Below are 26,146 nucleotides of genomic sequence, written 5' to 3'. Positions count from 1 at the left end.
CGCCGCTCGACGCACCATCGCACCAGACGGCGCAGGCGCTGATAGCTCGGGCTGGCGTAGATCGCGTCGTGCCCGCCCGCAACGACCGGAATCTGCGGCAGCAGCTTCACGCCGAGGTAGGGCGTGAACGCCACCGCGACCAGCCAGGACGCGAGCAGCGCGAAGCCGACGATCCAGAAGATGTTGCCCGCGTACTCGCCGGCACTCGAGCGCGCGAAGCCCACCGGCAGGAAGCCGATCTCACGGTCACCAGAGTCCCCGTCAGCATGGGCGCGGCGGTCGAGTGCCAGGCGAAGGTCGCCGCGGCGACGCGGTCCATGCCCTCCTGGAGCTTCACCACCATCATCTCGATGGCGATGATCGCGTCGTCGACGAGCAGACCGAGCGACAGGATCAGCGCGCCCAGCGTGATGCGGTCGAACTCGCGACCGGTCGCCAGCATGACCACGAACACGATCGCTAGCGTGAGTGGTACCGCGGCCGCGACGACCAGCCCGACGCGGAAGCCGAGCGCCAGCAGGCTGATCACCATCACCACCGCCAGCGCTGTGGCGAACTTCAGCATGAACTCGCCGACGGCCGCGCGCGGATCTTGCTGGCCTGGTCGGAGACCTTCTCGAAGCGGATGCCGAGCGGGAGCCCGGAAGCGATGCGCGACTCCTCTGCTGCGAGCGCCGCGTCCAGCTCGAGCCCGCTGAAGCGCCGCTCCATGATCACGCCGAGCATCAGCGCGGGCCGACCCTGGTGGCGAATACGGTAGGTCGGCGGGTCCTCGTAGCTGCGCGTGACCGCGGCGACGTCCGCGATGCGCAGGAGGCGGCCGCTGGCGGCGACGGGCACGTCTTCGATCCGCTCCAGCGTGTCGAACGAGCCGTCGACGCGCACGTAGGCGCGCGGACCGCCGGTCTCGACGAAGCCAGACGGCACCACGTTGTTCTGGGTCGCGAGCGCCGCGAAGAGTTGCTCCGGCGCGACGCCCAGCGTGGCCAGGCGCTCGTAGGAGAACTCCACGAAGATCCGCTGGCCCTGCTCGCCCAGGAGATTGACCTTCTCCACGCCCGGCACGCGCAGCAGGCGCTGGCGCAGCCGTTCGGCAAGCCGCACCTGCTGGCGGTGCGGCATCTCCCCCGCCTCGAGCGCGTAGAGCGCGAAGTACACGTCGGAGTACTCGTCGTTGAAGAACGGGCCGTACACGCCGCGAGGGAGGCTCGCGGCCTCGTCGGAGAGCTTCTTGCGCGCCTGGTAGAACTGCTCCGGGACGAGGCTGGGTGGCGTCGAGTCGCGGAACCAGACGAGCATCGACACGAAGCCTGGCTGCGAGCTGGTCTCGACGCGGTCGTAGTAGGCGAGCTCCTGCAGGCGCTTCTCGAGCCGATCGGCGACCTGCTCCTGCATCTCCGCCGCCGTGGCACCAGGCCAGACCGCGGCCACCGTCATCACCTTCACGGTGAAGGAAGGGTCTTCGGCGCGGCCCAGCTGCCGGAAGGCGAGCGCGCCCGCCGCCAGCACCGCCAGGATCAGGAACAGAGTGACAGAGCGGTTCCGGACCGCGAGCTCGGAGAGATTCCAGCCGGCCACGATCAGCGATCCACTGGCTCGCCGGCATCGTCGTCGACGGGCCGCACGAGATCGCCGTCGTGCAAGAGGTGCGCGCCCAGCGCGACCACCGAGTCGCCGGCCGCAACTCCCGACGCAACGGTCGCGTACTCCTGGGCCAGCTCGACCACGCGCAGCGGTGCGAAGCGCACCCGTCGGTCGGCCTCGATCCGCCAGACCCCGACGCCGTCGCCCGGGTCGTGCAGCGCGCCGATCGGCACGCGCAACAGCTCGCTCGCGGCGTCGCTTGCCAGCCGCACGGTCACCGTCGAGCCGATCGGGAAGCTCGCGCCGTCGTCGGCCAACACGTAGCGCGCACGGAACGTCCGCGTGACGGGATCGGCGGCCGCGGACAGCTCGCGCAGTGCGGCATCGACGAGGCGCTCGGAGTTTCCGAACGCGAACGCGCGCGCGCGGCTCGCGGCGCGGGCGAGCTGGGTCTCGGGGATGTCGATCACGGCCTCGCGCGCGCCGTCGTGCGCGAGCCGCGCCACGATCTGACCCTCGGAAACGACCTGGCCGGGCTCGACGACCACCTCTGTGATCACGCCATCGCCGTCGGCCCGCAGGGTCGAGTAGTCGCGGCGGTTCTCGATCTGACTCGCCTCGGCGCGGGCCGCGGCCGCCTCCGCCTGGGCAACACGCAGCGAGGTCGACGCCAGCTCGGAGGTGCGCTGCGCCGCGGCGCCGCTGGCGACGAGCAGGCGGTAGCGCCGCTCGTCGTCCTGGGCCTGGCGCAGCTGAGACTCGGCGGCGCGCAGGCGGTTCCGGGCCGCGCGCAGCTGCAGCTCGAAGTCCTCCACGTCGAGCACCAGCAGAGCGTCACCGCGCACCACCCGGTCGCCCGGATCCACCCGACGCTCGACGATCTTTCCGCCGACGCGAAAGCCGAGGCCGCTATCGGTCCGAGCCGCGACCACGCCGGTGTAGGCGCTCGTCGGCCGTGCGGCAGGCGCGACCGTCGCGACCAGCACGGGCCGGGCCACCGCGAGCCCGCGCGTCGCCTCGGCTCTGGCCGTATCGCCGCCGTGCAGGGCGAGCGCGCCGCCTCCGGCGAGCAGCAGGACCGCTGCCAGGATCCACCGCACACGCAATAGCTGTATATACATGTATAGACTCCAAGAAAATGGGACTCAGGGCCCGCGGCGAGAGAGACTCCGGTTGGCGAGCTCGGCGAACACATCGGCATCCTCGCGGCCCAGCAGCTTGCGGGCCCGAGACTGCGCCTTTCGCCACAGCGGACAGGCCTCGGCGTAGAGGGCGTTGCCGGCATCGGTCATGCGCACCAGCCGGGCGCGCTCGTCGTCGGGGTCGGTCACGGTTTCGACCCAGCCATTGCGGCGCATCACATCCAGGATCCGCGACAGCGACGACGGCTCGAGCGCGATCCCGTCGGCCAAGGTCGAGAGCCGTTCCTCGCCGCTGGCCGCGACGGCCGTCATCACGTTCATCTGCGACGCCTTCAGCCCCAGCGGCCGCAGCTCCTCCTCGTAGAGCGCCGTGAGGGTCCGGCTCAGCGCCCGGACCCGGCCCATGAGACAGCTCCGCACGTTCTCGCGGGCCGCCCGCTGGACGTCGGCGCGGAGCTCCTCTGCGGACGTTCCAGGCATGGCCGGAAGAATCGTTGCATATACACTCATTGTCAAGAGGCCGCGATCTCTTCCCGGCGAGTCCAGGCTCGTCGAGCGCTTCGCTCTGCAGCGCAGCACCCTGCCTGACCCGCCGTCGAATCGCGCTGGAAACCACGCAGCGTGGCTCGATCGCTCGATCCGTTCCCGACGCGCGTAAGTCGAGTCGGGGCGGCCGGATTCGAACCGGCGACCTTCTGCTCCCAAAGCAGACGCGCTACCGAGCTGCGCTACGCCCCGGTGTAGGAACGGACGAGAGCGGACCAGGCCGAGGCTACCGAATCTCGGGCAGGTGCGCGCGCAGCAGGGGCAAGAATGCGCGCAGGGCGGCGGCGCGGTGGCTGATGGCGTTCTTCTCGGCGGGGTCGAGCTCGGCCATGGTGCGGTGGGGGAGCGCGGCGGGCGTGAAGATGGGGTCGTAGCCGAAGCCGGCGCTGCCGCGCGGGGCGAGCGCGATGGCGCCTTCGCAGACGCCGGTGGCGGTGGCGGCGCGATCTCGCCGTCGGGGCGGGCGAGCGCGAGCACGCAGACGAAGCGGGCGCGGCGGTCGGTCTTGCCGTCCAGATCGCGCAGCAGCTTTGCGGTGTTCGCGGCGTCGTCGCCGTGCACGCCGGACCAGCGCGCGGAGCGCACGCCGGGGGCTCCGCCGAGCGACTCGACCTCGAGGCCGGAGTCGTCGGCGACGGTCCAGTGGCCGGTCGCGCGCGCGGTGGCGCTGGCTTTCAGGCGCGAGTTCGCGTCGAAGGTTGCGCCGGTCTCAGCGACGTCGGGCGCGTCGGGGTGCGCGGCCAGCGTCTCGATCTCGAGGCCCGTGCCCGCGAGCAGCGCGCGCAGCTCGCGCAGCTTGCCCTCGTTGCGGGTGGCGACGAGCAGCCGCGGCGCGCTCAAGCGCCGAGCACCCTCGACTGGATGCGCGCCAGCTCGCCGATGCCCTTCTCGGCCACGTCGAGCATGCGGTCGAGCAGCTTGCGGTCGAAGGTGCCGCCCTCGCCCGTGCCCTGCACCTCGACCAGGCGGCCGCTGCCGAGCTGCACCACGTTCATGTCGACTTCGGCGCGGCTGTCCTCGGCGTAGGGAAGGTCGAGCAGGATCTCGCCGTCGACGATGCCGACCGAGACCGCCGCCACCGAGTCGTGCAGCGGCACGACCTTCAGCATGCCGACCTCGACCATGCGCCGGAACGCGGCGGCCAGCGCGACGTAGCCGCCGGTGATCGCGGCCGTGCGCGTGCCGCCGTCGGCCTGCAGCACGTCGCAATCGATGTAGATCGCGCGCTCGCCGAGCGCCTCGAGGTCCGTGACCGCGCGCAGCGAGCGGCCGATCAGGCGCTGGATCTCCTGCGTGCGGCCGGACACCTTTCCCTTGCTCGCCTCGCGCTCGCTGCGCGTGTCGGTCGCGCCGGGCAGCATCGAGTACTCGCCGGTGACCCAGCCGCGGCCCGAGCCGCGCAGCCAGCCGGGCACGGACTTCTCGATCGTCGCGGTGCAGAGCACGAGCGTGCGGCCCTGCCGGATCAGCGCGCTGCCGGTCGGGTTCTCGGTGAAGCCGAGCTCGATCTCGACCTTGCGCAGCTCGTCGTGCGCGCGTCCATCGAGTCGCTTCATCGGGTTCCCTCCGCGGGCGGCTCCGCATCGAGCCGCGCCTGGCGATTCTGCACCATCGCCTCGGTTATCGCCGCCGCGACGGCGCCCGCGATCGCGTCCTGGCGGTCGCGCTGGCCCATCCGCGCGGCCTCGCCGGGGTTGCTGATGAAGCCGATCTCGACCAGCGCGGCGGGCATGTTCACGCCGGTCAGCACCACGAACGGCGCCTGCTTCACGCCGCGGCTCTCGCCGGGAAGCCGCGCGAGCTGGCGCTGGATCGCGGCGGCGAGTGCGCTCGACTCGCGCAGGTGCTCGGTGCGGATCAGGTCGCCCAGGATCGCGCCCACCACGTCCTGGCTCTCGTCGGCGGTGCCCTCCTGCCGGAACACGTCGTTCTCGGTCATCGCCACGCGCATGGCCTCGTCGTCACTGGCCTCCAATGACAGGAAGTACGTCTCGGCGCCCGCGACGTCCTTGGCCGGCGCGGAGTTCGCGTGGATCGAGACGAAGAGCGAGGCGTGCGCGCGGTTCGCGATCTCCGTGCGCTCGGCCAGCGACACGAACACGTCGGAGCTGCGCGTGAGCACCACGTTCGTGCCCTGCTCGCGCAGGCGCTTCGCGACGCGCCGGGCCACCGCGAGCGTGAGATCCTTCTCGAGCGCGCCGCGGGCGCCGCGCGCGCCGAGATCCGCGCCGCCGTGCCCCGCGTCGATCACGACGGTCGGCGCCGGCTCCTCGGCCGAGCCGCCGCGCGCCGGGCCGAGCGCGACCGCGATCACCAGGCACAGCGCCAGCGCGACACCGAAGCGCGTCACTCCAAGGTCTCCACCACGCGCCGCCGCGAGCGCGAGGCACGCGGGCTGCCGAGCTCGGCCAGTCCCCGCAGCTGCTCGAGCGTGTGGACTCCGCCCAGCCGCGCGCGCGCGAGCAGCTCGATCAGCAAGTCCGCGGTCATCTCCGCGTCGCCCAGCGCCCGGTGCCGCGCGCGCTCCGGGATCGCGAGCCGCTCGACCAGCGCGCCGAGCGAGTAGCTCGGCGCCTTCAAAAGCTTTCGCGCCAGCCGCACCGTGCACAGGAACGCCGGCAGCGCCGGCTCGCGGCCGTGCTCGTGCCAGGCGCGTGCGAGGAACCCGCGGTCGAAGGGCGCGTTGTGCGCGACCAGCGCCTCGACGCGGTGCTGCGCGAGGAATGCGGCGAGCGACTCGAGCGCGTCGCCCTCGCACGGCGCGCCTTCCAGAAGCGCGTCGTCGATTCCGGTGAGCGCCGTGATTCCCGACGGCACCGGCTCGCCCACGTCGACGAGCGAGCCGAAGGTCCCGATCACTCGCGAGCCCTGCAGCGCGACCGCGCCGATCTCGAGGATCCGGCAGGCGCCGGGCGACAGCCCCGTGGTCTCGAGGTCGATCACGCCGAAGGCGACGCGCTCGAGCGGGGAGCCGCTGCGCGCCTCGAGCTCGGCCGCGACGTTCTCGCGCAAGCGCGCCTCGGCCCAACCCGGCACGCCGCGGCCCTGCGGCACGCGCAGCCAGCCGCGCAGTCGCTCCGCCCCAAGGCGCGCGTCGTCGTCGCGCTCGCTCACGATCCCCCCTTTGGTCCACCGTAGCAGCGGTCCGGCCGATCCTCTACTGTGGCTTTCCACGTCCGAATCACCGCGCGAGCCGCAATTCCAGTGCGAGTCGGCCCAAAGTCACTCCGAATCCTCGTGCGCGCGGGCGCGGCCGCGATCCTCGTCTGCGCCGCCCTTCTCGGCGCCGCGACGGCGCGCGCCGCAGGCCCCGACACCGCCCCCAAGCGCACGGCCGACAAGCCGCCCGAGCTCGAGCTCGAGATCGACTCGCCCGTGAACGGCGCGGTGATCGGCGACCCGATGGGCACGGCGTTCGTCTCGGGCAAGGCGCTCGCGCACTACGGCGAGTACCAGACCTTCGACATCGTGTTCGTGATCGACACCTCGGACAGCACCGCCGCGCCGTCGGGCGCCGACGTCGACGGCGACGGAGTGATCGGCGTGCGCCGCGGCGAGAAGTTCCTGTCGATCCTGGGCCGGGTGCTGCCGCTGCCCAACACGGACAAGGGCGACAGCATCCTGGCCGCCGAGGTCGCCGGAGTGCGCGTGCTGCTCGAGCAGCTCGACCCGCGCACCACGCGCGTGGGGCTGGTCGCGTTCTCCGGCGACAACGACGCGCTCACTCCCGACGCCTACACCGAGGTTCCGCTCACCAGCGAGTACGGCAAGGTCGAGAAGGGACTCGACGCGATCTTCCGCCGCGGGCCGAAGGGCCTCACGAACATGGTCTCGGCCGTGAACCTGGCGACGATCGAGCTGCTCGGCTCGCAGAGCGCCTACAGCACCAAGCGCGAGGGCTCGCGCCGGGTGGTCATGTTCCTGACCGACGGCCAGCCCACGCTCCCACTCGAGAACTCGCAGCTGCAGAACGCGAAAATGGCGATCCAGCAGGCGGTGCGCGCGGCCAAGCTCGACGTGCGCATCGACACCTTCGCGATCGGCGAGGACGCGCTCTCCGAGCCCGTGGTCGTGGTCGAGATGGCGCGCGTGACCAGCGGCGTGTTCACACCGGTGCGAAATCCCAAGGACGTCCGCGCGATCTTCGAAGACGTGAGCTTCTCCGAGATCGAGGGCCTCGCGGTGCGGAACAAGACCACCGGCGCGATCGCGAGCCAGCTGATCTCGAACGCCGACGGCAGCTTCTCGGCCCTGCTCGAGATGCGCGACGGCGAGAACGTGATCGAGGCCGAAGCGCGCTCGACCGACGGCACCACCGGGCGCCGCGAGATCACCGTGAAGTTCCTGGCCGGCGCGCAGGCGCAGACGCTCACGCCGCGAATGGTCGCGCAGCGCAACCGGCTGCTCGAAAACCGCCTGCTCGATCTGCAGCGGCGGCGCGTCGACATCCAGGCCGAGATCAACGAGGAGATCCGGCGCGACCTGAAGGTCGAGATCGACCAGGAGCGCGCGAAGGCGAACGAGGCCGCCGAGAAGATGCGCAAGGAGATCGAGCTCAGCGTCGAGAAGAACGGCGAGAAGGCCGAGAAGCCGCCGAGCGCTCCCGCGCCCTGAGCAGCGCGCGGCGCTTGGCCGCGTAGCGCGCGAACGCCTTCGGGCGCTTGGCCTGCATGAACCCGAGCAGGTCCTCGAAGTTCCGGAAGTAGTGCTTCCAGCCGCGCTCGCCGGAGTTCTTCTCGCAGTCGGTCGCCGAGAACTCGGAGCAGACCAGCGGCCGATCGACGTAGATCCCGCAGGTCTTCGCCTCGGTCAGGTGACTGCAGCGGGTCTGGAACTCGAGATACCAGTCGCCTTCCCAGTCGATGTACACCGCGACGTTCTCGTGGGTCAGGTACCAGTAGACGTTCTCGTACTGCTGGAACGTGGACGGATCGTCGATCTGCGTCGCGATGTAGGTGCAGCACTCGCCGCAGCCCGCGCACGGATTCGCCGTCGGCAGACCCAGGATCGGAAGCTCGAGCCCCGCGGGAGGCCGCCCGGAATTCTCGCTCAAGCTCTCTCCGTATCCAGGCGCGGCCGGCCCCAGAAGACCCGCGGCACGTCGAGCTTGGCCCAGTGCTCGACGCGCTCCAGCCGCACCGAGGCGAGCTCGGTCCACTCGCTCGATCCGTCGAGCACCGCGCGGATCCGCTCCTCGACGGTGAGGAACGCGGCCAGCTCCGGCGCCGCGAGCGTGCGGCGCGCGGCGAGCCGCAGACCGAGCTCCTCGGTGCAGCGCTGCTCCAGCGCGACCGCCTCGCGCAGACAGGCGTCCGGCTCGGCCTCGCCGTCCACGCTCAGGCGCTCGCCGGTGCAGGGCAGCAGGATCTCCGTCCAGGTCCGCTCGTCGAGCGGGCCGCGCGCGAGCTCGCCCGCGTCGAGGTCGCCCGGGTCGAGCGAGGACAGGCGCGCGAGCGCGCGCTCGCGCCGCTCGGCCGCGAGATCGAGCCGCCGGTCGAGCCGGCGCACGCGGAGCCGCGCGCGCAGGGCCTCGATTCGCTCGGCCAGCCCCGGCGCGAAGCCCTGCGCCGGCTCGACCAGGTTGGGGTCGGGCGCGACGCCCGCAATCCGCGCGCGCACTCGCTCCCACGCGTGCGCGTTCAGCGCGATCCGTCCGTAGTGGATCGCGACCCAGAGCTGCGGACGAGCGCGCGGCGGAAGCGCCAGCGCCTGCCAGACCTCGACGAGCGAGCGCTCGAGCGGGCGCGCGAGCCGCGACCAGAGCGCTGGCGTCGCGATCTCGTCGAGCGGCGCGCAGAGCACGTCGCGAGTCTGTCCGGGGTAGCTTGCGTCGGGCGGAGTCGAGCTCGGGTAGGCAGGATCGGGATCGTGAGCGAGAAGCTCGTCCACACGCGACATGGCCGGACAATAGCGAGGACTCAGCGCTGTGCTACGGCCTCCGCCCCGCGGGATTCCTCGACCCGGTAGTGCCGCGCTTCATCGAACACCTCGATCGGGGTCCACGTGGGGACGTCCGAGAGTCGGACCAGGCGACTCGCGACCACGCCGGTCGGATCGAGCAGCCAGGGATCGCTTCGAGCGCCCGCCTCGAACCAGAGCGTCACCATGTGGTGCTGACCGCTCTCGCGCTCGACCACGATCGTGCGGAAGATCTCGTTCTGCGCGAAGCCGAGCTTGCGCAGCAGCAGGAAGGTGAGCAGGTCGAGCCCGTCGCAGTCGTCGCCGTTGGTCGAAACCACGTCCGAGAGCGTCGCCCAGTGGTCCGTCTCGCCGTCCGGAATGTAGTGCCGGTGGCTCTCGCCCTGGATCCAGGCGACCGCGTCGGCCGCGATCCTGCGCCGCAGGCTGTTGGTGAACTCGTCGTACCCGGCGATCAGATCCGAGTTCGCCGCGCGCGCGACGGGCTGCGCCTGATCGAGCCTGTGGCGGGATTGCCAGTTGCGGATCTTCGCGTTCCAGGGATCGTCGTGCGGCGCCGCGACGAAGAAGTCGCGTGCGACCACGGGAAGGAAGCGCGCGTTCTGCGCACAAGAGAGGAAGCCCAGGGCCAACATGGCGATGCCGAGACCGAGTCTGCCCAAGCCAGGACTCCCCAAACCCCTCGAACCGTCCGCGAACCGCCCCTCTCCATGCAGCGAATCGGCCCCGGTCGAGCCCGGCTTGAGGATCAGAAGTAGAGGTCGATCCTGGCGAAATAGAGCGAATCGAGGCCTCCGTAGTTGCCCTCCCCGTCCCGGCCGGGCCGAAGAGCTGCGCGGCCAGCGAGAGCTGAAGGTTCGAGAGCGCCGACCAGCTGAGCTGGGTGTAGAGCGCCTGGCTCGGGCCCTCCCAGTCGTGGATCAAGAGCACGTCGAGTCGGACCAGCGGCGTCAGGTCGTAGCCGAGCTCGACGCCGGTCTGATTGCGCGAGACCGTGACGAGCTGCGCCTCGGGAACGACGCCGGGCTGCGCGAGCAGGTCGAGCCCCTGCGCGGGCGTGAGCGGAGGAAGCAGGTCGAGCGCCCGGCGCAGCGAGTCGGGGTCGTAGGTGTTGCCGTTGTAGAAGTGCTCGACCAGCGCGTACAGGCCGCTTCCGACGTCGAAGGTGTAGTCGAGCGAGCCGACCAGCTGCGCGGTGTGGCCGCCGTGCTCGTGGAAGCTCCAGGTGCCCTCGCCGCGCAGCGCCGCATCGCCCAGGTTCGTGGCGAAGTCGACGCCGAACACCGAGTCGGTCTCGATGCGCGCGAACATCAGCGCGGCGTCGACGCTTCGCTGCGAGAGCTCGAGGCGAAGCGCGCTTCGGTAGCGGTCGTCGGAATTCTGCGGCGCGACGATCGCGCTGGCCCAGAGCTCGCCCGCGAGCCGAACGCGCGCGACCACGGAGTCGACGCCGACGCGCTGGTCGCCCTCGATCGCGAGCGGCGGGATCGGGTTGAACAGGTCGGTCGGATTCCAGAGCCGCGCGCGGCCGAGCGCGATCCGCTGCCGACCGGCGCTGATCTCGAGATCGTCGTTGGCCCAGCGCAGCCAGCCGCGGTACAGCAGGTGCTGCCAGCTCGCGTCGTCGCCGTCGTGGATCGTGCGGTCGAGATCGGCCCAGGTGTCGTTTCCCCGCTCGTCCGCGAGCGCGAACGCGAGCGAGCGCCGGCCCGAGCCGAGGAAGAGCTCGTTGTCGTAGACGACCTGCGCCGAGAACTGCTCGCGATAGCGGACCTGCAGGTCGATCCGCGCGCGCGTCTGCGAGAGAAGGCTCGGCGAGACGCCGAGCGAGTACGCGCCGCCCGGCCCGGGGAACACGTCCTCGGTGCGCACCTCGCGCGAGCTCACGACCAGCTCGGAGAGCGTGCCGCCGAGGTCGAGCTTCCAGTCTCCCGAGTCGAGCTCGACCGCGAGCGCCCCCGGCGCGCCGAGCCAAGCGGCGAGCGCAAGCGCCGCTCGCGCGCCGAGCCTCATGGCGCGCGTCGCTCGTCGCTCGCGATCCGCCCGTCGACCAGCCGCACGATCCGGCGCGCGTGCTCCATCACGCGCGGGTCGTGGGTGCTGAACAGGAACGTGACGCCGCGCTCCCGGTTCATGCGCAGCATCAGCTGCAGCAGATCCTCGGCGGTCTTCGAGTCCAGGTTCGCGGTCGGCTCGTCGGCCAGCACGATCTCGGGCTCCGACGCGATCGCGCGCGCGACCGCGACGCGCTGCTGCTGCCCGCCGCTCATCTGCCCGGGTCGCTTCTCCGCGAGCTCGCCGAGCCCGAGCTCGTCGAGGAAGCGCATGGCGCGGCTGCGGGGGCGCTCGGCGCGCGGCACCCGCTGCAGCAGCAGCACGAACTCCACGTTCTCGAGCGCCGAGAGCACCGGCACCAGGTTGTAGGACTGGAACACGAAGCCGAGCTTGCGCAGGCGGAGCTCCGCGCGCGCGGCCTCGCCCATCTCGGTGGTGTCCTCGCCGTCCACCAGGATCTGGCCGCTGGTCGGCCGATCCAGCGTGCCGAGCAGGTTGAGCAGAGTCGTCTTGCCCGAGCCCGACGGCCCGCACAGCGTCGAGAACTCGCCGGTCTCGATCGCGATCGATACAAAGTCGAGCGCGCGCGTCTCGATCGCGCCGGCGCGGTAGACCTTGCTGGCGTTCACGGCTTCGAGGATGGAACGGGCCACGGTCGCCTCCTAGACGTGTCGGATCGCTTCGGACGGGCGCAGCCGCACGGCCTTCCACGCCGGCCAGAGCGCGGCCAGCACCGCGGTGGCGATCGCGACGGCGATCGGCAGCGCGATGTCGACCGGCTCGATGCGCGTGTAGATCCGCGTGCCGATGCCGAACTCGGTCAGCCCCGCGGCGAAGCGCGACAGGTCGATGCCCACGCGCCCGAGCCAGAGCACGAGCGGAACGCCGACGGCGAGCCCGAGCCCCGTGCCGGCGAGCGTCATCAGGATCGACTCGAGCAGGACCAGCGCGAGCAGCGCCCGCGCCTGCAGGCCGAGCGCGCGGAGCACGCCGAACTCGCGGATCCGCTCGTAGACCATCATCAGCAGGGCGTTGGCGATGCCGAACGCCATCGCCACGAAGACCGCCGCGTAGATGATCCAGGACATCTGCGCCATCAGCGCCAGCATCGCCGCGAGCCGCGGCTCGCGCTCCTGCCAGGTCAGCACCTCGATCGCGGCGCCCGGATCGCGGAGCGCCAGCTCCGCGACCGCGTGCGCGCGCAGCGCCGGCAGCTCGTCGACGTCGTCGAGCGAGACCGCGACCTCGGTCACGCGGCCCGGAAGCGCGAGCAGGTGCTGCGCGTCCTCGAGCCGCACGTAGGCGACGGCGCGATCGAACTCCGAAGACGCGGTGCGGAAGATCCCCGAGACGCGAAATGCGCCCAGACCCACCTCGCCGGGCACGTGCGCCACGACCTTGTCGCCGAGGCGAATGCGCAGGCGCTCGGCCATCGCCGCGCCGATCGCGATTCCCGGCAGGCGACGCGCGCTCTCCGACGCTGCGGCCTGCGGCATGTGACCCTCGACGAGGGCGCTTGCGACCACCGAGACGCGCGCCTCGCGAAGCGGGTCGACGCCGACGATCACCACGCGCGAGCTTCTGCGCGCGCTCTGCAGCAGCCCGTCGCCGGCCAGGCGCGGCGACGCGTGCGCGCCGGGAAAGCGCTCCAGCGCGGCGGCGATCTCGCGGCCGTCGTCGGGAAGATTGCGCTTGACGTCGGGGTTCTTCTGGTAGCCCTGCGCCATCACCACGAGATGGCCGAGCCGCGTCGAGACCGCGTTCTCGACCATCTGCCGGACCAGGCCGTGGCTCCAGCCGACCAGCAGCAGACACGACGAAAGGCCCACGGTGATCGCGAGCAGCACGATCGCGCTGCGCCGCCAGCCGCGCCAGAGATTCCGCCAGGCGATCACGAGCAGTGTTCCCATCTTCAGGTCTCTCGCAGCGCGTCGACGGGTCGCCCGCGGCTCGCGCGAAAGGCCGGAGGCAGCGCCGCGAGCACACCGATCCCGATCAGCAGCAGCGGCAGCGTCACGAGCTGGTCGCGCGCCAGCGCGAACAGGATCAGCGGCTCCAGATCGAAGAGCTCGACCGCGGCCGCGGCGCCGTCGCTGGTGAGGTGGATCGGGTGGCCCGAGAGCCAGAGCACCAGCGGAATGCCGAGCGCGAGCCCGAGCGCGATGCCGAGCACGGTGAGCTGCAGCGATTCGATCAGCACCAGCGCGAAGACCGCGCGCGGGCGCAGGCCCAGCGCGCGCAGCACGCCAAACTCGCGCACGCGCTCGAAGACCGACATCAGGATGGTGTTCAGCAGGCCAAAGCCGACCACGACGATCAGCACCGAGTTCCCGATCCAGTTGCCCACGTCGTCGAGCAGCATGAACTGCACCAGGTCGGGCATCAGCTCCGGCCAGGGCAGGACCTCGTGGCTCGGATCGGGGAAGAGCTCGTCGAGCCCCGCGCCCACGCCCGCCATCGCCGCGCTCTCGGGCAGGAAGACCGCGACGTGCGAGACCGAGTCCCCGGCTTCGAGGAACGCCTGCAGCACCTGCAGGTCGACGAGCGCGCCGTAGCCGTCGAACTCGTCGTCGCCGATGCGGAACGTGCCGACCACTTCGAAGCGGTCGGCCGACTGCGAGCCGAACGAGTCCGCCGAGACCACGATCACGCGCTCACCGATCGCCACGCCGAGGTTGCGCGCGAGGAGCTCGCCCAGCGCGATCTCGCGCTCGCCGCCGTCGCTTCGCGCGGCCACGCGTCCTGCGTCCACCGCGCCCACGAGCTTGGTGAGACGCGTCTCGCGCGCGGCGTCGATGCCGAAGAGCTGCACCGCACGGCCGCTGGGGCCTGCTCGGTGTCGGCCGAGATCAGGCCGAACGCCTCCAGGCGCGGCGCCCAGCCCTGCGCGCCCGGAATCGCGTCGAGCCCCTGCCGCGCGGCGTCGTCGAGCGGCATCGCGTAGTCGAGCGTGCGGTGCTCGCGGTAGCCCGCCAGGCTCACCTCGTAGTGACCCGGGTAGAGCCGCACCGCGTGCTCGATCCAGCGCTCGTGACTGCCCGCCCCGACCGACAGATTCAGCATCGAGAGCAGCATCGCGAACACGCCCGCCGCGGTCGTGAGCGCGGTGCGGCGCTTGTTGCGGCCCAGGTTGCGCCAGGCGAGCCGCAGCAGGAGCATCAGCGCGCGGCCTCGGACTGGCGCAGGTGTTTCTGCGTGAAGATCTCGTCGTCGAGCTTCACGTCGAACGCGGCCTCTTCCAGCACCACGCGCGTCGAGTGACCCGGCTTGTCACTCGGCACCATCAGCCAGTCGTGCGGCAGCGGGCGCCCGTCGACGATCCGCACGTCCGAGAAGCGCAGCTCGCGCAGCGCCTCGAACTTGCCCGGCTCGGGCTCGTCGTAGTAGACGAAGAGCAGCGGCGCCAGGCGCTGCTTCTCGACCCATAGCTCCATTCGCGCCCAGACCACCGGCGCCTCGGGCTTGGGCAGGAGCAGGATCCCCAGCGCCGCGACGCCGCCGATCTCTTTCTCGCCCAGCGCCGTGGGCTCGTAGTCCTTCTGCAGCGACGACTCGCGCGCGAGGTCGTCGTTGGTGAAGTCGCTGCCCATCCACGGCTGCAGCATCATCGAGGGCGGGATCCGCATCGCCCGCTCCACGCGCGGCAGCCAGGTCCAGAACGCGTCGTGGTCGCGCAGGAAGCCGGTGCCCTTGTCCTTGGGCGGCTCGAGCACGCGCGAGAAGCTGCGGTCGCCCGCCTGATCGTCGAAGCTGCGGATCACGAGCTCGCGCGTCCAGCGCGGGGTCGTGATCGTCATGCGCAGCTTCATCGCCGACGACTTTCCGCGCAGCGCGTCCTCGGCGCGGCGAACGAGCTCGTGCGCGTCGATCTCCTCGGCGCGCGGCGCGCCACCGGCCAGTGACAGCGCCGCGAGTGCGATCCGCGCGATCCGAAATGCCTTCATGCGCGCAGCCCCCGCCAGAAGATCTCCTCCGCCGCAATCCAGGCCGGCTCCAGGTCGAGATCGGGCCGCATCATTCGCGCGAGCATCAGCCCGTCGGGGCTGGCCCACGGCGCCCGCGTCGACCTCGCGCAGCTCGCCCGCCGCCACGCCGCGCGCGATCTGCTTCTCGACCGCCGCCTTCCAGACGCCCTGCGCGCGCTCGGCCCGCACTCGGATCTCCTCGTCGCGAGCGCAGAGCGCGATGTACTCGAGCCCGAGCCGGAAGATCTGCATGCCTGAGTCGAGCTGCGCGCGCACGTTCGCGAAGATCGCGCGAAGCGCCGCGCGCCAGTCGGGCGCGTCGGCCACGGCCGCGAGCGACCCGAGCGCGTGCTCGGAGAATCGGTCGACCAGCGCGAGGAAGAGCTCGCGCTTGCCCGCGAAGTGCCAGTAGATCGCGCCCTTCGAGAGACCCGCGCGGGACGCGATGTCGTCCATCGAGGTCTCGTGGTAGCCGCGCGCGGCGAAGCAGCCGAGCGCCGCGTCGAGGATCTCTCCCCGGCTCACCTCGGGCTTCCGTCCGGCCGCGCGCTTCGCCATCGGCTCCTTCTCCGTTACCGACCGACTGGTCGGTACGCTACCAAGGGCCAGCCGCGGCGGCAAGCCCCCGAAGGTATGTCCCGAGGATCGCAGGCCTTTTTTGCGCCCCCCCGCCCCCGCCGGTAGCTTCAGGCGCCCATGAAGCACGACGGCGCGAAGAAACCGTACCCCGAGGTCGAGCCGTCGCCGGACTTCCCGCGGCTCGAGCTCGCGGTGCTCGAGCGCTGGCGCAAGCAGCGCGTCTTCGAGCGCTCGGTCGAGCAGCGGCCGGCCGGGCCCGACGGCGCGAACGAGTACGTCTTCTACGACGGCCCGCCGTTCGCCAACGGCCTGCCGAAAAAGGACATCGTGCCGCGCTACCAGACGCTGCGCGGACGCCGCGTCGAGCGGCGCTTCGGCTGGGACTGCCACGGCCTGCCGGCCGAGATGGAGGCCGAGAAGGAGCTCGGGATCGCGGGCCGCGCGCAGATCACGAGCTACGGCGTCGACGAGTTCAACGACTACTGCCGCTCGTCGGTCATGCGCTACACCGAAGCGTGGCAGGAGACGGTGACCCGCCAGGCGCGCTGGGTCGACTTCAAGCACGACTACAAGACGATGGATCTCTCCTTCATGGAGAGCGTCATGTGGGCGTTCAAGAAGCTCTACGACAAGGGCCTGATCTACGAGGGCTACCGCGTGATGCCCTACTCGTGGGCGGCGCAGACGCCGGTCTCGAACTTCGAGACGCGGCTCGACAACGCCTACCGAGAGCGCCAGGACCCGGCGGTCACGCTGCGCTTCTCGCTTCACGAAAGCGAGTCCGCGCCGGCGCTCGACCTGTGGGTCTGGACCACGACGCCCTGGACGCTGCCGTCGAACCTCGCGCTCGCGGTCGGGGCCGAGATCGAGTACGCGATCTTCGCGAAGGGCGAAGACCGCGTCGCGCTCGGCGCCGCCGCGGCCGAGAGCTACACGAGCGAGCTCGAGGGCTATTCGCGAATCGGAAGCGTCCGCGGCGCGGAGCTCGCGGGGCGCAGCTACACCCCGCTCTACCCGTTCTTCGCCGCGACGCCGAACGCGTTCCGCGTGCTCGCCGCCGACTTCGTCAGCACCGATGAGGGAACCGGCGTCGTGCACATGGCGCCGGGCTTCGGCGAGGACGACATGGCCGCGTGTCGGGAGGCCGGCATCCCCGTGGTCTGCCCCGTCGACGAGACCGGCCGCTTCACGCGGGACGTCGCGCCCTGGGCGGGCGAGCTGGTCTTCGACGCGAATCGCCCGATCATCCGCGACCTGAAGGATCGCGGCGTGCTCGTGAAGCAGGCGACGATCCTGCACAACTACCCGCACTGCTGGCGCACCGACACGCCGCGCTGATCTACCGCGCGATGAGCTCCTGGTTCGTGAAGGTGACGGCGATCCGCGAGCGGATGGTCGAGCTGAACCGAGAGATCAACTGGGTTCCGGGCCACATCCGCGACGGGCTGTTCGGAAAGTGGCTGGAAGGCGCGCGCGACTGGTCGATCAGCCGCAACCGCTTCTGGGGCTCGCCGATCCCGGTCTGGGTGAGCGACGACCCGCGCTTCCCGCGCATCGACGTCTACGGCAGCCTCGACGAGCTGGAGCGCGACTTCGGCGTGCGTCCCGACGACCTGCACCGGCCCGGGATCGACGCGCTCGTGCGCCCCAATCCAGACGACCCGTCGGGCGCGGCGATGATGCGGCGCGTGCCCGACGTGCTCGACTGCTGGTTCGAGTCGGGCTCGATGCCGTTCGCGCAGGTGCACTACCCGTTCGAGAACCGCGACTGGTTCGAGAACCACTTCCCCGCCGACTTCATCGTCGAGTACGTCGCGCAGACGCGCGGCTGGTTCTACACCATGCACGTGCTGGCGACCGCGCTCTTCGACCGGCCGCCATTCCAGAACTGCATCTGCCACGGCGTGGTCCTGGACGAGAACGCGCAGAAGCTCTCCAAGCGCCTGAAGAACTACCCGAGCCCCGAGGAGATCTTCTCGACGTACGGCGCGGACGCGCTGCGCTGGTTCCTGGTCAGCTCCGGCATCCTGCGCGGGCACGACCTGCAGATCGACCGCGAGGGACAGGCGATCCGCGAGGTCGTGCGGCTGGTGACCAAGCCGATCTGGAACGCCTGGTACTTCTTCAGCCTGTACGCGAACGCGGACGGCGTGCGCGCCACGCACCGCAGCGACGCGAACGGCGTGCTCGACCGCTACATCCTGGCCAAGACGCGCGCCCTGATCGAGGGCGTGGAGCGCGCCTTCGACGCGTACGACATCCCCGGCGCCTGCGCCGAGATCGCGGGCTTCATCGACGCGCTGAACAACTGGTACATCCGCCGCAGCCGCGACCGCTTCTGGGCCGAACCGGGCGCGGCCGCCGAGGGAAGCGCCGACAAGCGCGACGCCTACGACACGCTGTACACGGTGCTGGTGACGCTTCTCCGTGTCGCAAGCCCGCTGCTCCCGCTGGTGACCGAGGAGATCCACCGCGGCCTGACCGGCGAGGAGAGCGTGCACCTGTGCGACTGGCCGAGCGCCGAGGCGCTGCCCGCCGACGCCGGACTGGTGCGCGCGATGGACGGCGCGCGCGAGGTCTGCTCGGCGGCGCTCGCATTGCGCCGCACGCACGACCTGCGCGTGCGCCAGCCGCTGCGCACGCTGATCGTCGCGGGCGCGGAGGTCGAGAGCCTGCGGCCGTTCGTCGAGCTCGTCGCCGACGAGGTGAACGTGAAGAGCGTCGAGCTCTCGGCCGAGATCGACCGCTACGCCGCGTTCCGGCTGCAGGTGAACGCGCGCGCGGTCGGCAAGCGGCTGGGCGGCAAGACCCAGAGCGTGATCGCCGCGGCGAAGGCCGGTCGCTTCAGCCGCGAACCGGACGGCTCGGTCCGGGTCGAGGGCGAAGTCCTGCGCGGCGACGACTTCGCGCTCCTGCTCGAGCCGCGCGAGGGCGTCGCCTGCCAGCCGCTGGCCGCGAACGACGCGATCGTGATCCTCGAGCTGGCGATCGACGAGGAGCTGGCGCACGAGGGCGTCGCGCGCGACGTCGTGCGCGCGGTGCAGCAGGTGCGCCGCGAAGCCGGCCTGCACGTCTCCGATCGGATCCTGCTCGCGCTCGAGCTGCCCGAGGACTGGCGCGACGCCGCGGGGCGCTTTCGCAGCTACATCGCGGAGCAGACGCTCGCGACCCCCGAGCTCACGCTCGGTCCCGCGCCCGACGATGCGGGCTACGCGTCACACGTCACGGAGATGAGCGGGGAGAGCCTGCGCGTGGCCCTGCGGCGCGCGAGCTGAGCCCGGCGCGGGGAGCGCTTGGTCAGGGCGGACTGGGCGCCTCACCCGGCTTGGCGGTGCTGGCCGCCGAGGTCCGCTTCCACTTGTCGAGCGTGTTCACGACGTCCCCGAAGCGCCGCTCCTCCGCGAGGCTTCGCGCGGTGACGCCGCCGCGGCCGACCGCGTCGGGATTCGCTCCGCGCTCGAGCAGGTGGCTCACGACCTCGCTGTAGCCCCCGAGCGCCGCGGCCATGAGCGGCGTGAGGGAGCGCTCGTCGCGGTGCTCGATGTCGGCTCCGGCGTCGAGCAGAAGTGCTGCGCTGCGCAGGTTCCCGTTGGCTGCCGCGAAGGTGAGCGCGGTCATCCCGTCGCGGTCGCGCGCGTTCACGTCGACCGAGAGCGAGAGCAGCCCGGCGACGATCTCGACGCGGTCGCCGCTCGCCGCGGCCATCAGCGGAGTCCCACCGAGATCGTTCGCCTCGCCGGGCTTCGCGCCGTGCTGCAGCAGCTCCTTCACGATCTCGGTGCGGCCGGCCAGCGACGCGTACAGGATCGCGCTCCAGCCGCGGAAATCGCGCGCGGATGCCGGAACGCCGCGCGCGAGCAGCTTGCGCACCTGCTCGAGATTTCCCTGGCGCGACGCCTCGATCAGCTCGCGCTCGTCCCGAAGGCGCGCGCGAGCCGCACTCGCTGCGCCGGCCCCCGCGCCGTCCTCCGCGAGCCTGGCCCAGGCCGCCGAGCCGGCCTGGTCGATCAGCGCGAAGACGCGGATCTGATCGCGGTCGTACGCCTCCATCAGCGGCGTTCGCCCTTTCATATCGCGGGCCAGCGGATCCGCACCCGCCGCGAGCAGAAGCTCTACGACGCGAACGTGTCCGCCGCGCGCCGCGAGATGGAGCGAAGTCTGGCCGGCCAGGTTCGCGGCGTTCGGGTCGGCGCCGGCCTTCTGCAGCACCTGCACGATCTCGGGATCGCCCGCCGCCGCCGCGCGCATCAGCGCGGTCCAGCCGTCGCGATCGGCGTCGCCGGGCGCGGCACCCGCCTCGACCAGCAGCGAGACGATGTCGCGATGGCCGCGGCGCGACGCCTGCTGCAGCGGCGTCTCGCCCGCGAGCGACGCGATGTTCGGATCCGCTCCCGCGCCGAGGAGCTTGCGCGCGATCTCCGTCTGACCCGAGGCAGCCGCCTGCTGCAGGGCCGTCCGGCCGGCCGGGTCGCGCTGGTTCGGAGCCGCTCGATTGGCGAGCAGCAGCTCCACCATCGGGACGTGCCCCTTTCCCACCGCGTACATCAGCGGTGTCTGGCCGTTGCGGCTCGACGCGTCGACATCGGCGCCGGCCTTCGCGAGCCGCTCGACCACGTCGACGTGCCCGGAGGCGACGGCCGCGCGCAGTGCGGTCGTGCCGGCGTCGTCCCTCGAGTCGAGCGCGGCGCCCGCGGCGATCAGGAGGTCTGCGCTGCCCAGCCGCCCGGCGGATGCGGCGAGCATCAGCGCCGAGCGGCCGTTCGCGTCGCGCGCGTCGATCTTCGCGCCGGCCGCGAGCTCCGCGGCGACGGTCGCGTCGTTCCCTCGCCATGCGGCGTCCATCAGCAGTGTCCGCTCGCCACGCGAGGCGCTGGCGCGCGCGGCGGACGGATCGCGCTCCGCCTCCTCGAGCGCGGCGGCGACCCGCGTGAAGCCGCCGCGCGAAGCGATCGAGCGAGCGGTCGCGCCGTCGGCGTTCGTCTTGCTCGCGTCGGCGCCGGCGGCGAGCAGGCGCTTCACGATCTCGAGATTTCCGCTCGCGGCTCCGGCCATCAGCGCCGTCGTCCGCTGCTTGCCGACCTCGGCGTCGACGCGCGCGCCCGCGTCGAGCAGGAGCTTCAGCGCCTTCACGTTTCCGCGCACGGCGGCGTGCGCGAGCGCGGTCGCGCCGCTGCGGTCGCCGAGCTCCAGGTTCGCGCCCGAGTCGACGAGCAGCGCCAGGACATCGAGGTGGTTGTTGGCGACCGCGAGGATCGATGCGGTCGAGCCCTCGTCGTCCTGCGCGTCGAGGTCGGCGCCGGCGTCGACGAGCGCCTTCACGAAATTCCGCAGCCCGAGCGACGCGCCGAACATCAGCGCGGTGCGACCACCCGCGCCGCGCGCGGTCAGGATCGGCCCGCGCAGCATCGCCTCGTTGCTCGAGACGCCGGCGTAGACGCGCGCGACGGCATCGTTGCCGGCCTCGAGCGCCACCACCAGCGGCTTCAGACCCTGCGCGTTCACCAGCTCGCGATCGCCCCGGGCGTCGACGAGCCGGAGCGCGATCTCGGGATCCCCCTTGCGCGCGGCGACGTGCAGCGCAGTCTCGCCTCCGCCGGTGCGCCGATTCGGATCGGCGCCCGCGTCGATCAGCTCGTCGACCTGATCGCGGTCGCCGTTTCGCACCGCGTAGATCAGCGCGGTCACGCCGTCGGAGCCCGAAGCGTTCACGTCGGCCCGTCCCTTCACGAGCGCGCTCACGACCGACGCGCGGCCCTGCTTGGCGGCAATCACCAGGGCCGTGGAGCCGTCGCGCCGCCGCACCTCCGTGTCGGCCTTCTTCGCGAGAAGCTCCCGGACCACCGGCTGGTGGCCCTCGAGCGCGGCGACGATCAGCGCCGTCGAGCCGCTGCGATCGATCCGATCGGGATCGGCGCCGCGCGCGAGCAGCGCGCGGACCACGTCGGAGTTGCCGCGCACCGCCGCGCGCATCAGCGCTGTCTCGCCGCTCCCGCCGGTCGCGTCGACCTCGGCACCGGCGTCGAGAAGCGCCTCCGCGAGTCGCGGGTCGGGGTGCGCGGCCGCGAGCTGGAGCGCCGAGTCGCCGCCCGTGCTGCGCCACTTCGCGTTCGCGCCGCGCTCGAGCAGCAGCCGCGTCGCCTCGCGCTGTCCCCCGGACGCTGCGAACATCAGCGCGGTCCAACCGTCGCGGTCGACCGCGTCCACGGCCACCCCGCGCGAGAGCACGGTCCCGATCTGGGAGAGGTCGCCGCGCTTTGCCGCGCCGTGGAGCAGCGCGACGTCCCGATCTGCCTCGGCGCGCGGCTCGGACCCGGGCGCCGTCTGCGCGCGGCTCGGGCCCGAGGCCGAGAGAATCAGCGCGAGCGCGCCGGCGGCGAGCAGGATCGGACGCATCACGGGGGAGTCACGAGCGCGATCTCGACCGCGGCTCCCACTTCTCCCGCCGCGTCGGAGAGCGCCTCGCCGAGCGCCCGCGCGACCTCTTCGGGATCTCCGCCGCCGACGGGTCGCCGAGCGGTGAAGGTCCGATCCAGGAGCGAGACCTGCGCGCGGTCGACCAGGATCACGTCGAGCACGACGAGAGCTTCGTGGTCGGGCTCGAGCACCTCGTCGAAGGCGACCAGCGAGACGGCGAGCGACGCGGCGTCGGGACGCGTCGCCCGCCTCAGGCCGCGCAGCTCGAAGAGCTCGCGCGCCAGGCGCGCCTCGGCGTAGCTCGCGGGCGGCTGGGTCCAGCGCCACAGGTCGTGGAAGCCGACCTCGACACCACGGCGCCAGACCATTCGGTATCGCAGGTGGTCCGAAGCCACGACCCGGCGCAGGCGGAGCTCGGCGCCGGTGCGGGTCTCTCGTGCCGGGGTCTCGACGGCCGCCGCGTCGCCACGCGGCGAGAAGTAGCGCGGCTCCGCGGGCGGCCGCGGCGCAAGACACGCGAACAGGAAGAGCGCGAGCGCGGGTGCAAGAGCTCGACTCACGGCCGGTTCGTCCCCTCGCGCGCGGGCGCCGCGCGACCTCGGACGAGCGCCGATGGATCGCGCTCCAGATAGTCCACGAGCTCGCGCAGGGATTCGAGCGTGTCCTCGAGCGTGGCCAGGCTGCTCCGCGCGTCTTCGGTGAGCGCGCTGCCGTCGGCCGTGAGGCCCGAGAAGGCCGACGCCGCCTCGCGGACCGCGCCGCTGGTCTCCGAGAGCTTCGCGGCGCGGATCTCCGCGTCGAGCGTTCGCGCGGTCTGCTCGAACTGCGCGCCGGTGCGTTCGTACTGCTCGAGCAGCTTCGCGATACCCCCACCTTCGGAGACGAGCGGGCGGATCGTCTGCTCGAAGTTCTCGACCACTCCGGTCAGGCGCTCGAGCGTCTCGCTCGCCTGGATGGTCAGGAGCGGCAGCTTCATGCCGACCTCCACCACCGCCTCCTCGATGCTCTTCAGCGTGGACGGAGTCGACGGCATGTAGTCGGGCCCCGGGTCGAAGGGGAGCTGCGCGACCGGAAAGCGCTTCGGATCGAAGTAGTCGACCAGCAGGAACTTCACGCCCGTGATCCCGGCCGACGCGACCTGGATGCGCAGCGGCGTGCCGGTCTCTTCCATCTCTTGCAGGACCGGGCCGCGTCCCGCCAGGCCCAGCCGCTGCAGCACGTCCTCGTACACCTGGCTGGTGACCTTCACGTGGCGCAGATCCGGCGCGATCGTGATCTCGGAGACCGTGCCGACGGAGACACCGCGGAACTTCAGCTGCGATCCGGGCTCGAGACCCTGCACCGACTCGTCGAAGTAGGTGACGATCGTGCGGGTGCGGCGATTCCAGTCGCCCGCGCCCAGCCAGACCAGCACCGCGAAGGCCAGCGCGATCCCCGCGATCACGAACGCCCCGAGCTTCCAGTAATTGGTCGAGTTCACGCTCTCGCCCCGCCTTCCCGCGCGCGCCGGTTGAAGAACGCGGCGACCGTCGGATCGGTGCCGTGGTCGCGCAGCTCGCGCGGCTCACCCAGTGCGATCATACCCTTCGCCTCGCGGTCGAGCATCACGCAGCGGCTCGCGATCGCGAAGATACTCGGCAGCTCGTGAGTCACGATCACCAGCGTCATGCCGAGGCTGCGCGAGAGCGTCAGGATCAGCTCGTCGAGCTCGGCCGAGGTGATCGGGTCGAGCCCGGCGCTCGGTTCGTCGAGGAACACCAGCGGCGGGTCGAGCGCGAGCGCCCGCGCGATTCCGGCGCGCTTCTTCATTCCGCCCGAGAGCTCCGCCGGCAGGTGGTTCTCGAAGCCGCCCAGGCCCACGAGCCGCAGCTTGCTGCGAACGACCTCGTCCAGGTCGGCGCGGGAGAGATCGGTCCAGGTCGAGAGCGGCAGCGCGACGTTCTGGGCCAGCGTCATCGAGCCGAACAGCGCGCCGGACTGGAACAGGACGCCGAAGCCGGGCGCGCCGCCAGCGAGTCCGGGCGGCTTTCCGTCGACCAGGATCGTGCCGCGCATCGGCCTCTCGAAGCCGATCAGGTGGCGCAGCACCGTGGACTTCCCGCAGCCGCTTCCGCCGAGGATCGCGAAGACCTCCCCGCGCAGGACCTCGAAGTCCAGGTTCTGGAGCAGCACGCGGTCGCCGAAGCCGACCGCGACGCCCGACACCGTGATGTGTGGCTCAGAGATCCCAGGCATGGTAGAGCACCGTGAAGGCCGAATCGATCACGACCAGGAAGAAGAGCGAGCTCACCACCGCCGAGGTCGTGGAGCGGCCGACGCCCTCGGCGCCGCCGCGCGTCGCGAGCCCGGCCTGGCAGGCGACCAGCGCGATCGCGAGGCCGAACGCGACCGACTTGAGCAGCCCCGAGCAGACGTACCAGATGTCGATGGCGTCGTGGGTCTGCCGCGCCCAGGCGGCGAGTGGAACGTCCAGCGAGGCGACCCCGACCACGGCGCCGCCGGCGATCGCGAAGGCGTTTCCCAGCAGCGTGAGGATCGGCAGCATCAGCGTCAGCGCGAGCACGCGTGGAAGCACCAGGTAGCGGTACGGATCGAGCCCGATCGTCCGCAGCGCGTCGACCTCTTCGGACACGCGCATCGTGCCGAGCTCCGCCGCGAACGCGGCGCCCGAGCGCCCGGCGGCGACCACCGCGACCATCAGCGGCCCGAGCTCGCGCACGATGCCGATCGCCACGCCGTCGGCGACGAAGATGTCCGCGCCGTACTGGTGCAGCGTGATCGCGCCCTGGAACGCCGAGACCAGACCGACCAGGAACGTGATCAGGCCGATGATCGGAAGTCCGTCGGCGCCGGCCCGCTCCATCACGCGAAGGACCGATCGCCACGGGACCGTGCGCGGATCGCGAAGCGCCCGGCCCGCGGCAACGACCGTGTTGCCGGTGAAGTCGAGGATCTGGCGCGAGAGCGTCCAGAGCTCGGCCGTCTCGCGGCCGACCTGCTCGAAGACGCCGGGCGCGGTCGGGGCCACCTGGCTGGCGATCCCGCGCGGGCTCGACGCGACCAGCTCCAGGATCTCGCCCGCTCGTCCCGTCGCGCCGGCGAGCTCGGCCGCGATTCCGCGCGCGCGGAGCTCGTCGCAGAGCCCGAGCAGTAGCGCCGCCGCCGCGCCGTCGAGTGAGTCCATTCCGGCCAGGTCGAAGCGAACGCCGCTCGCGGGCGCTGCGAGCAGCTCACGGATCCGAGACAGCGCGCGCGGCACGTTGCGGACGGAAAGCGCGCCCGCCAGCCGCAGCTCGGCGCTGCCGGGCCGCGGATCGCTGCGCTCGACGCTGAACTCCAACTCCGCCGTGACCGCGCTTCTGGCTTGAATCGCGTTTCCCCAGCGCTCAGGTTAGCATGGCCGCCTCACGGAACCCCTCGAGGAGTCAGCCCATGTCCGAGCGAGTCTCGATCGATCTGAAGGACGGGATCGCCGACGTCCGCATGATCCGCACCGACAAGATGAACGCGATCGACGCGGAGATGTTCACCGCGCTGGTCGAAGCCGGCCGCAGCCTCTGCGCCGAGCGCTCGGTTCGCGCGGTGGTGCTCTCCGGCGAGGGCCGCGCGTTCTGCGCGGGCCTGGACATGGGCAGCTTCACGGCGATGGCCGACGGGACACGGGGGACGGGGCCGGGATCGGCGGGAACGTGTTCGAGCGCGGCTCGAGCGGCGCGAACCGCGCGCAGCTCGCGGCCTGGGTCTGGCAGGAGGTTCCGGCGCCCGTGATCGCCGCCGTACACGGCGTTGCGTACGGCGGGGGTCTGCAGATCGCGCTCGGCGCCGACCTGCGCATCGTCGCGCCCGACGCGCGGATGTCGGTGATGGAGATCAAGTGGGGCCTGATCCCCGACATGTCCGCGACCCAGTCGCTGCGCCGCCTGCTCCCGCTCGACGTCCGCC

At 71.7% G+C, this 26,146-nt stretch carries 18 protein-coding genes, 1 tRNA gene and 4 pseudogenes; 3 read left to right on the top strand and 20 right to left on the bottom strand.

What is annotated here, in order from left to right:
- The 8 genes and pseudogenes from FJ108_12540 to FJ108_12505 all read right to left on the bottom strand — a co-directional run bounded on the left by FJ108_12540 (window position 1) and on the right by FJ108_12505 (window position 6,446).
- Window positions 1-1,578: pseudogene (locus FJ108_12540) on the bottom strand (efflux RND transporter permease subunit).
- A 2-nt stretch (window positions 1,579-1,580) separates the two neighbouring features.
- A complete protein-coding gene (locus tag FJ108_12535) occupies window positions 1,581-2,705 on the bottom strand; it encodes an efflux RND transporter periplasmic adaptor subunit (protein MBM4336718.1) in 1,125 nt (374 codons plus the stop codon).
- 24 nt (window positions 2,706-2,729) lie between these two features.
- Complete coding sequence (locus FJ108_12530) at window positions 2,730-3,236, bottom strand: winged helix-turn-helix transcriptional regulator (GenBank protein MBM4336717.1); 507 nt, start codon at window positions 3,234-3,236, stop codon at window positions 2,730-2,732.
- A gap of 154 nt (window positions 3,237-3,390) precedes the next feature.
- Window positions 3,391-3,464: transfer RNA gene (locus FJ108_12525), tRNA-Pro, on the bottom strand.
- A 34-nt stretch (window positions 3,465-3,498) separates the two neighbouring features.
- A pseudogene (gene rdgB, locus FJ108_12520) lies at window positions 3,499-4,112 on the bottom strand (RdgB/HAM1 family non-canonical purine NTP pyrophosphatase).
- The gene (locus FJ108_12515) at window positions 4,109-4,828 is read right to left on the bottom strand and encodes a ribonuclease PH (protein ID MBM4336716.1); all 720 of its coding nucleotides are present in this window, start codon (window positions 4,826-4,828) and stop codon (window positions 4,109-4,111) included. The pseudogene rdgB and the gene FJ108_12515 overlap by 4 nt, the downstream one beginning before the upstream one ends.
- Window positions 4,825-5,622 carry an N-acetylmuramoyl-L-alanine amidase gene (locus FJ108_12510; protein MBM4336715.1) on the bottom strand — a complete coding sequence of 266 codons (798 nt, stop codon included), beginning with the start codon at window positions 5,620-5,622 and terminating at the stop codon, window positions 4,825-4,827. Before FJ108_12510 ends, FJ108_12515 begins: the two co-directional genes overlap by 4 nt.
- On the bottom strand, window positions 5,619-6,446 hold the full coding sequence (locus FJ108_12505) for a hypothetical protein (GenBank protein ID MBM4336714.1): 828 nt from the start codon (window positions 6,444-6,446) through the stop codon (window positions 5,619-5,621). The genes FJ108_12510 and FJ108_12505 overlap by 4 nt, the downstream gene beginning before the upstream one ends.
- Window positions 6,447-6,509: 63 nt before the next feature.
- On the opposite strand from FJ108_12505, the gene FJ108_12500 reads away from it, so the two are divergent.
- A complete protein-coding gene (locus FJ108_12500; protein ID MBM4336713.1) occupies window positions 6,510-7,886 on the top strand; it encodes a VWA domain-containing protein in 1,377 nt (458 codons plus the stop codon).
- Here the strand turns inward: FJ108_12500 and FJ108_12495 are convergent.
- The 7 genes from FJ108_12495 to FJ108_12465 all read right to left on the bottom strand — a co-directional run bounded on the left by FJ108_12495 (window position 7,828) and on the right by FJ108_12465 (window position 15,769).
- Window positions 7,828-9,069 (bottom strand): YkgJ family cysteine cluster protein, encoded by a 1,242-nt coding sequence (locus FJ108_12495; GenBank protein MBM4336712.1) that lies wholly within the window; start codon window positions 9,067-9,069, stop codon window positions 7,828-7,830. The two genes, FJ108_12500 and FJ108_12495, sit on opposite strands and share 59 nt — an antisense overlap.
- A gap of 121 nt (window positions 9,070-9,190) precedes the next feature.
- Entirely contained in the window at window positions 9,191-9,853 is a 663-nt protein-coding gene (locus FJ108_12490) for a hypothetical protein (GenBank protein MBM4336711.1), read from the bottom strand.
- Between the two features lie 1,347 nt (window positions 9,854-11,200).
- Window positions 11,201-11,899: an ABC transporter ATP-binding protein gene (locus FJ108_12485; GenBank protein ID MBM4336710.1), complete on the bottom strand. Its 699-nt coding sequence runs from the start codon at window positions 11,897-11,899 to the stop codon at window positions 11,201-11,203.
- A 9-nt stretch (window positions 11,900-11,908) separates the two neighbouring features.
- Window positions 11,909-13,156 (bottom strand): ABC transporter permease, encoded by a 1,248-nt coding sequence (locus FJ108_12480; GenBank protein ID MBM4336709.1) that lies wholly within the window; start codon window positions 13,154-13,156, stop codon window positions 11,909-11,911.
- Window positions 13,157-13,158: 2 nt separating this feature from the next.
- A complete protein-coding gene (locus FJ108_12475; GenBank protein ID MBM4336708.1) occupies window positions 13,159-13,998 on the bottom strand; it encodes an ABC transporter permease in 840 nt (279 codons plus the stop codon).
- The gene (locus FJ108_12470; protein MBM4336707.1) at window positions 13,893-14,405 is read right to left on the bottom strand and encodes a hypothetical protein; all 513 of its coding nucleotides are present in this window, start codon (window positions 14,403-14,405) and stop codon (window positions 13,893-13,895) included. Before FJ108_12470 ends, FJ108_12475 begins: the two co-directional genes overlap by 106 nt.
- On the bottom strand, window positions 14,405-15,769 hold the full coding sequence (locus FJ108_12465) for an outer membrane lipoprotein-sorting protein (GenBank protein ID MBM4336706.1): 1,365 nt from the start codon (window positions 15,767-15,769) through the stop codon (window positions 14,405-14,407). The genes FJ108_12470 and FJ108_12465 overlap by 1 nt, the downstream gene beginning before the upstream one ends.
- Before the next feature lie 138 nt (window positions 15,770-15,907).
- Between FJ108_12465 and FJ108_12460 the strand changes: the two are divergent.
- Window positions 15,908-19,065: pseudogene (locus tag FJ108_12460) on the top strand (isoleucine--tRNA ligase).
- 22 nt (window positions 19,066-19,087) lie between these two features.
- Here the strand turns inward: FJ108_12460 and FJ108_12455 are convergent.
- Genes FJ108_12455 through FJ108_12435 form a run of 5 tightly spaced genes read right to left on the bottom strand, consistent with a single transcriptional unit; the run spans window position 19,088 to window position 25,544 of the window.
- The gene (locus tag FJ108_12455) at window positions 19,088-22,183 is read right to left on the bottom strand and encodes a hypothetical protein (protein ID MBM4336705.1); all 3,096 of its coding nucleotides are present in this window, start codon (window positions 22,181-22,183) and stop codon (window positions 19,088-19,090) included.
- A complete protein-coding gene (locus FJ108_12450) occupies window positions 22,183-22,857 on the bottom strand; it encodes a hypothetical protein (GenBank protein ID MBM4336704.1) in 675 nt (224 codons plus the stop codon). Before FJ108_12450 ends, FJ108_12455 begins: the two co-directional genes overlap by 1 nt.
- Window positions 22,761-23,684, bottom strand: a complete 924-nt coding sequence (locus FJ108_12445) for an MCE family protein (protein ID MBM4336703.1) — start codon at window positions 23,682-23,684, stop codon at window positions 22,761-22,763. The genes FJ108_12450 and FJ108_12445 overlap by 97 nt, the downstream gene beginning before the upstream one ends.
- The gene (locus FJ108_12440) at window positions 23,681-24,439 is read right to left on the bottom strand and encodes an ATP-binding cassette domain-containing protein (GenBank protein ID MBM4336702.1); all 759 of its coding nucleotides are present in this window, start codon (window positions 24,437-24,439) and stop codon (window positions 23,681-23,683) included. Before FJ108_12440 ends, FJ108_12445 begins: the two co-directional genes overlap by 4 nt.
- Window positions 24,423-25,544, bottom strand: a complete 1,122-nt coding sequence (locus tag FJ108_12435; protein MBM4336701.1) for an ABC transporter permease — start codon at window positions 25,542-25,544, stop codon at window positions 24,423-24,425. The genes FJ108_12440 and FJ108_12435 overlap by 17 nt, the downstream gene beginning before the upstream one ends.
- A 92-nt stretch (window positions 25,545-25,636) precedes the next feature.
- Here FJ108_12435 and FJ108_12430 point away from each other — a divergent pair.
- Window positions 25,637-26,146: pseudogene (locus FJ108_12430) on the top strand (enoyl-CoA hydratase).

The sequence above is a fragment of the Deltaproteobacteria bacterium genome, assembly GCA_016875225.1.
Classification (GTDB): Bacteria; Myxococcota_A; UBA9160; order SZUA-336; family SZUA-336; genus VGRW01.
The sequence above is the reverse complement of the archived record's forward strand: the minus strand, read 5'-3'. Positions and strand labels throughout refer to the sequence as shown.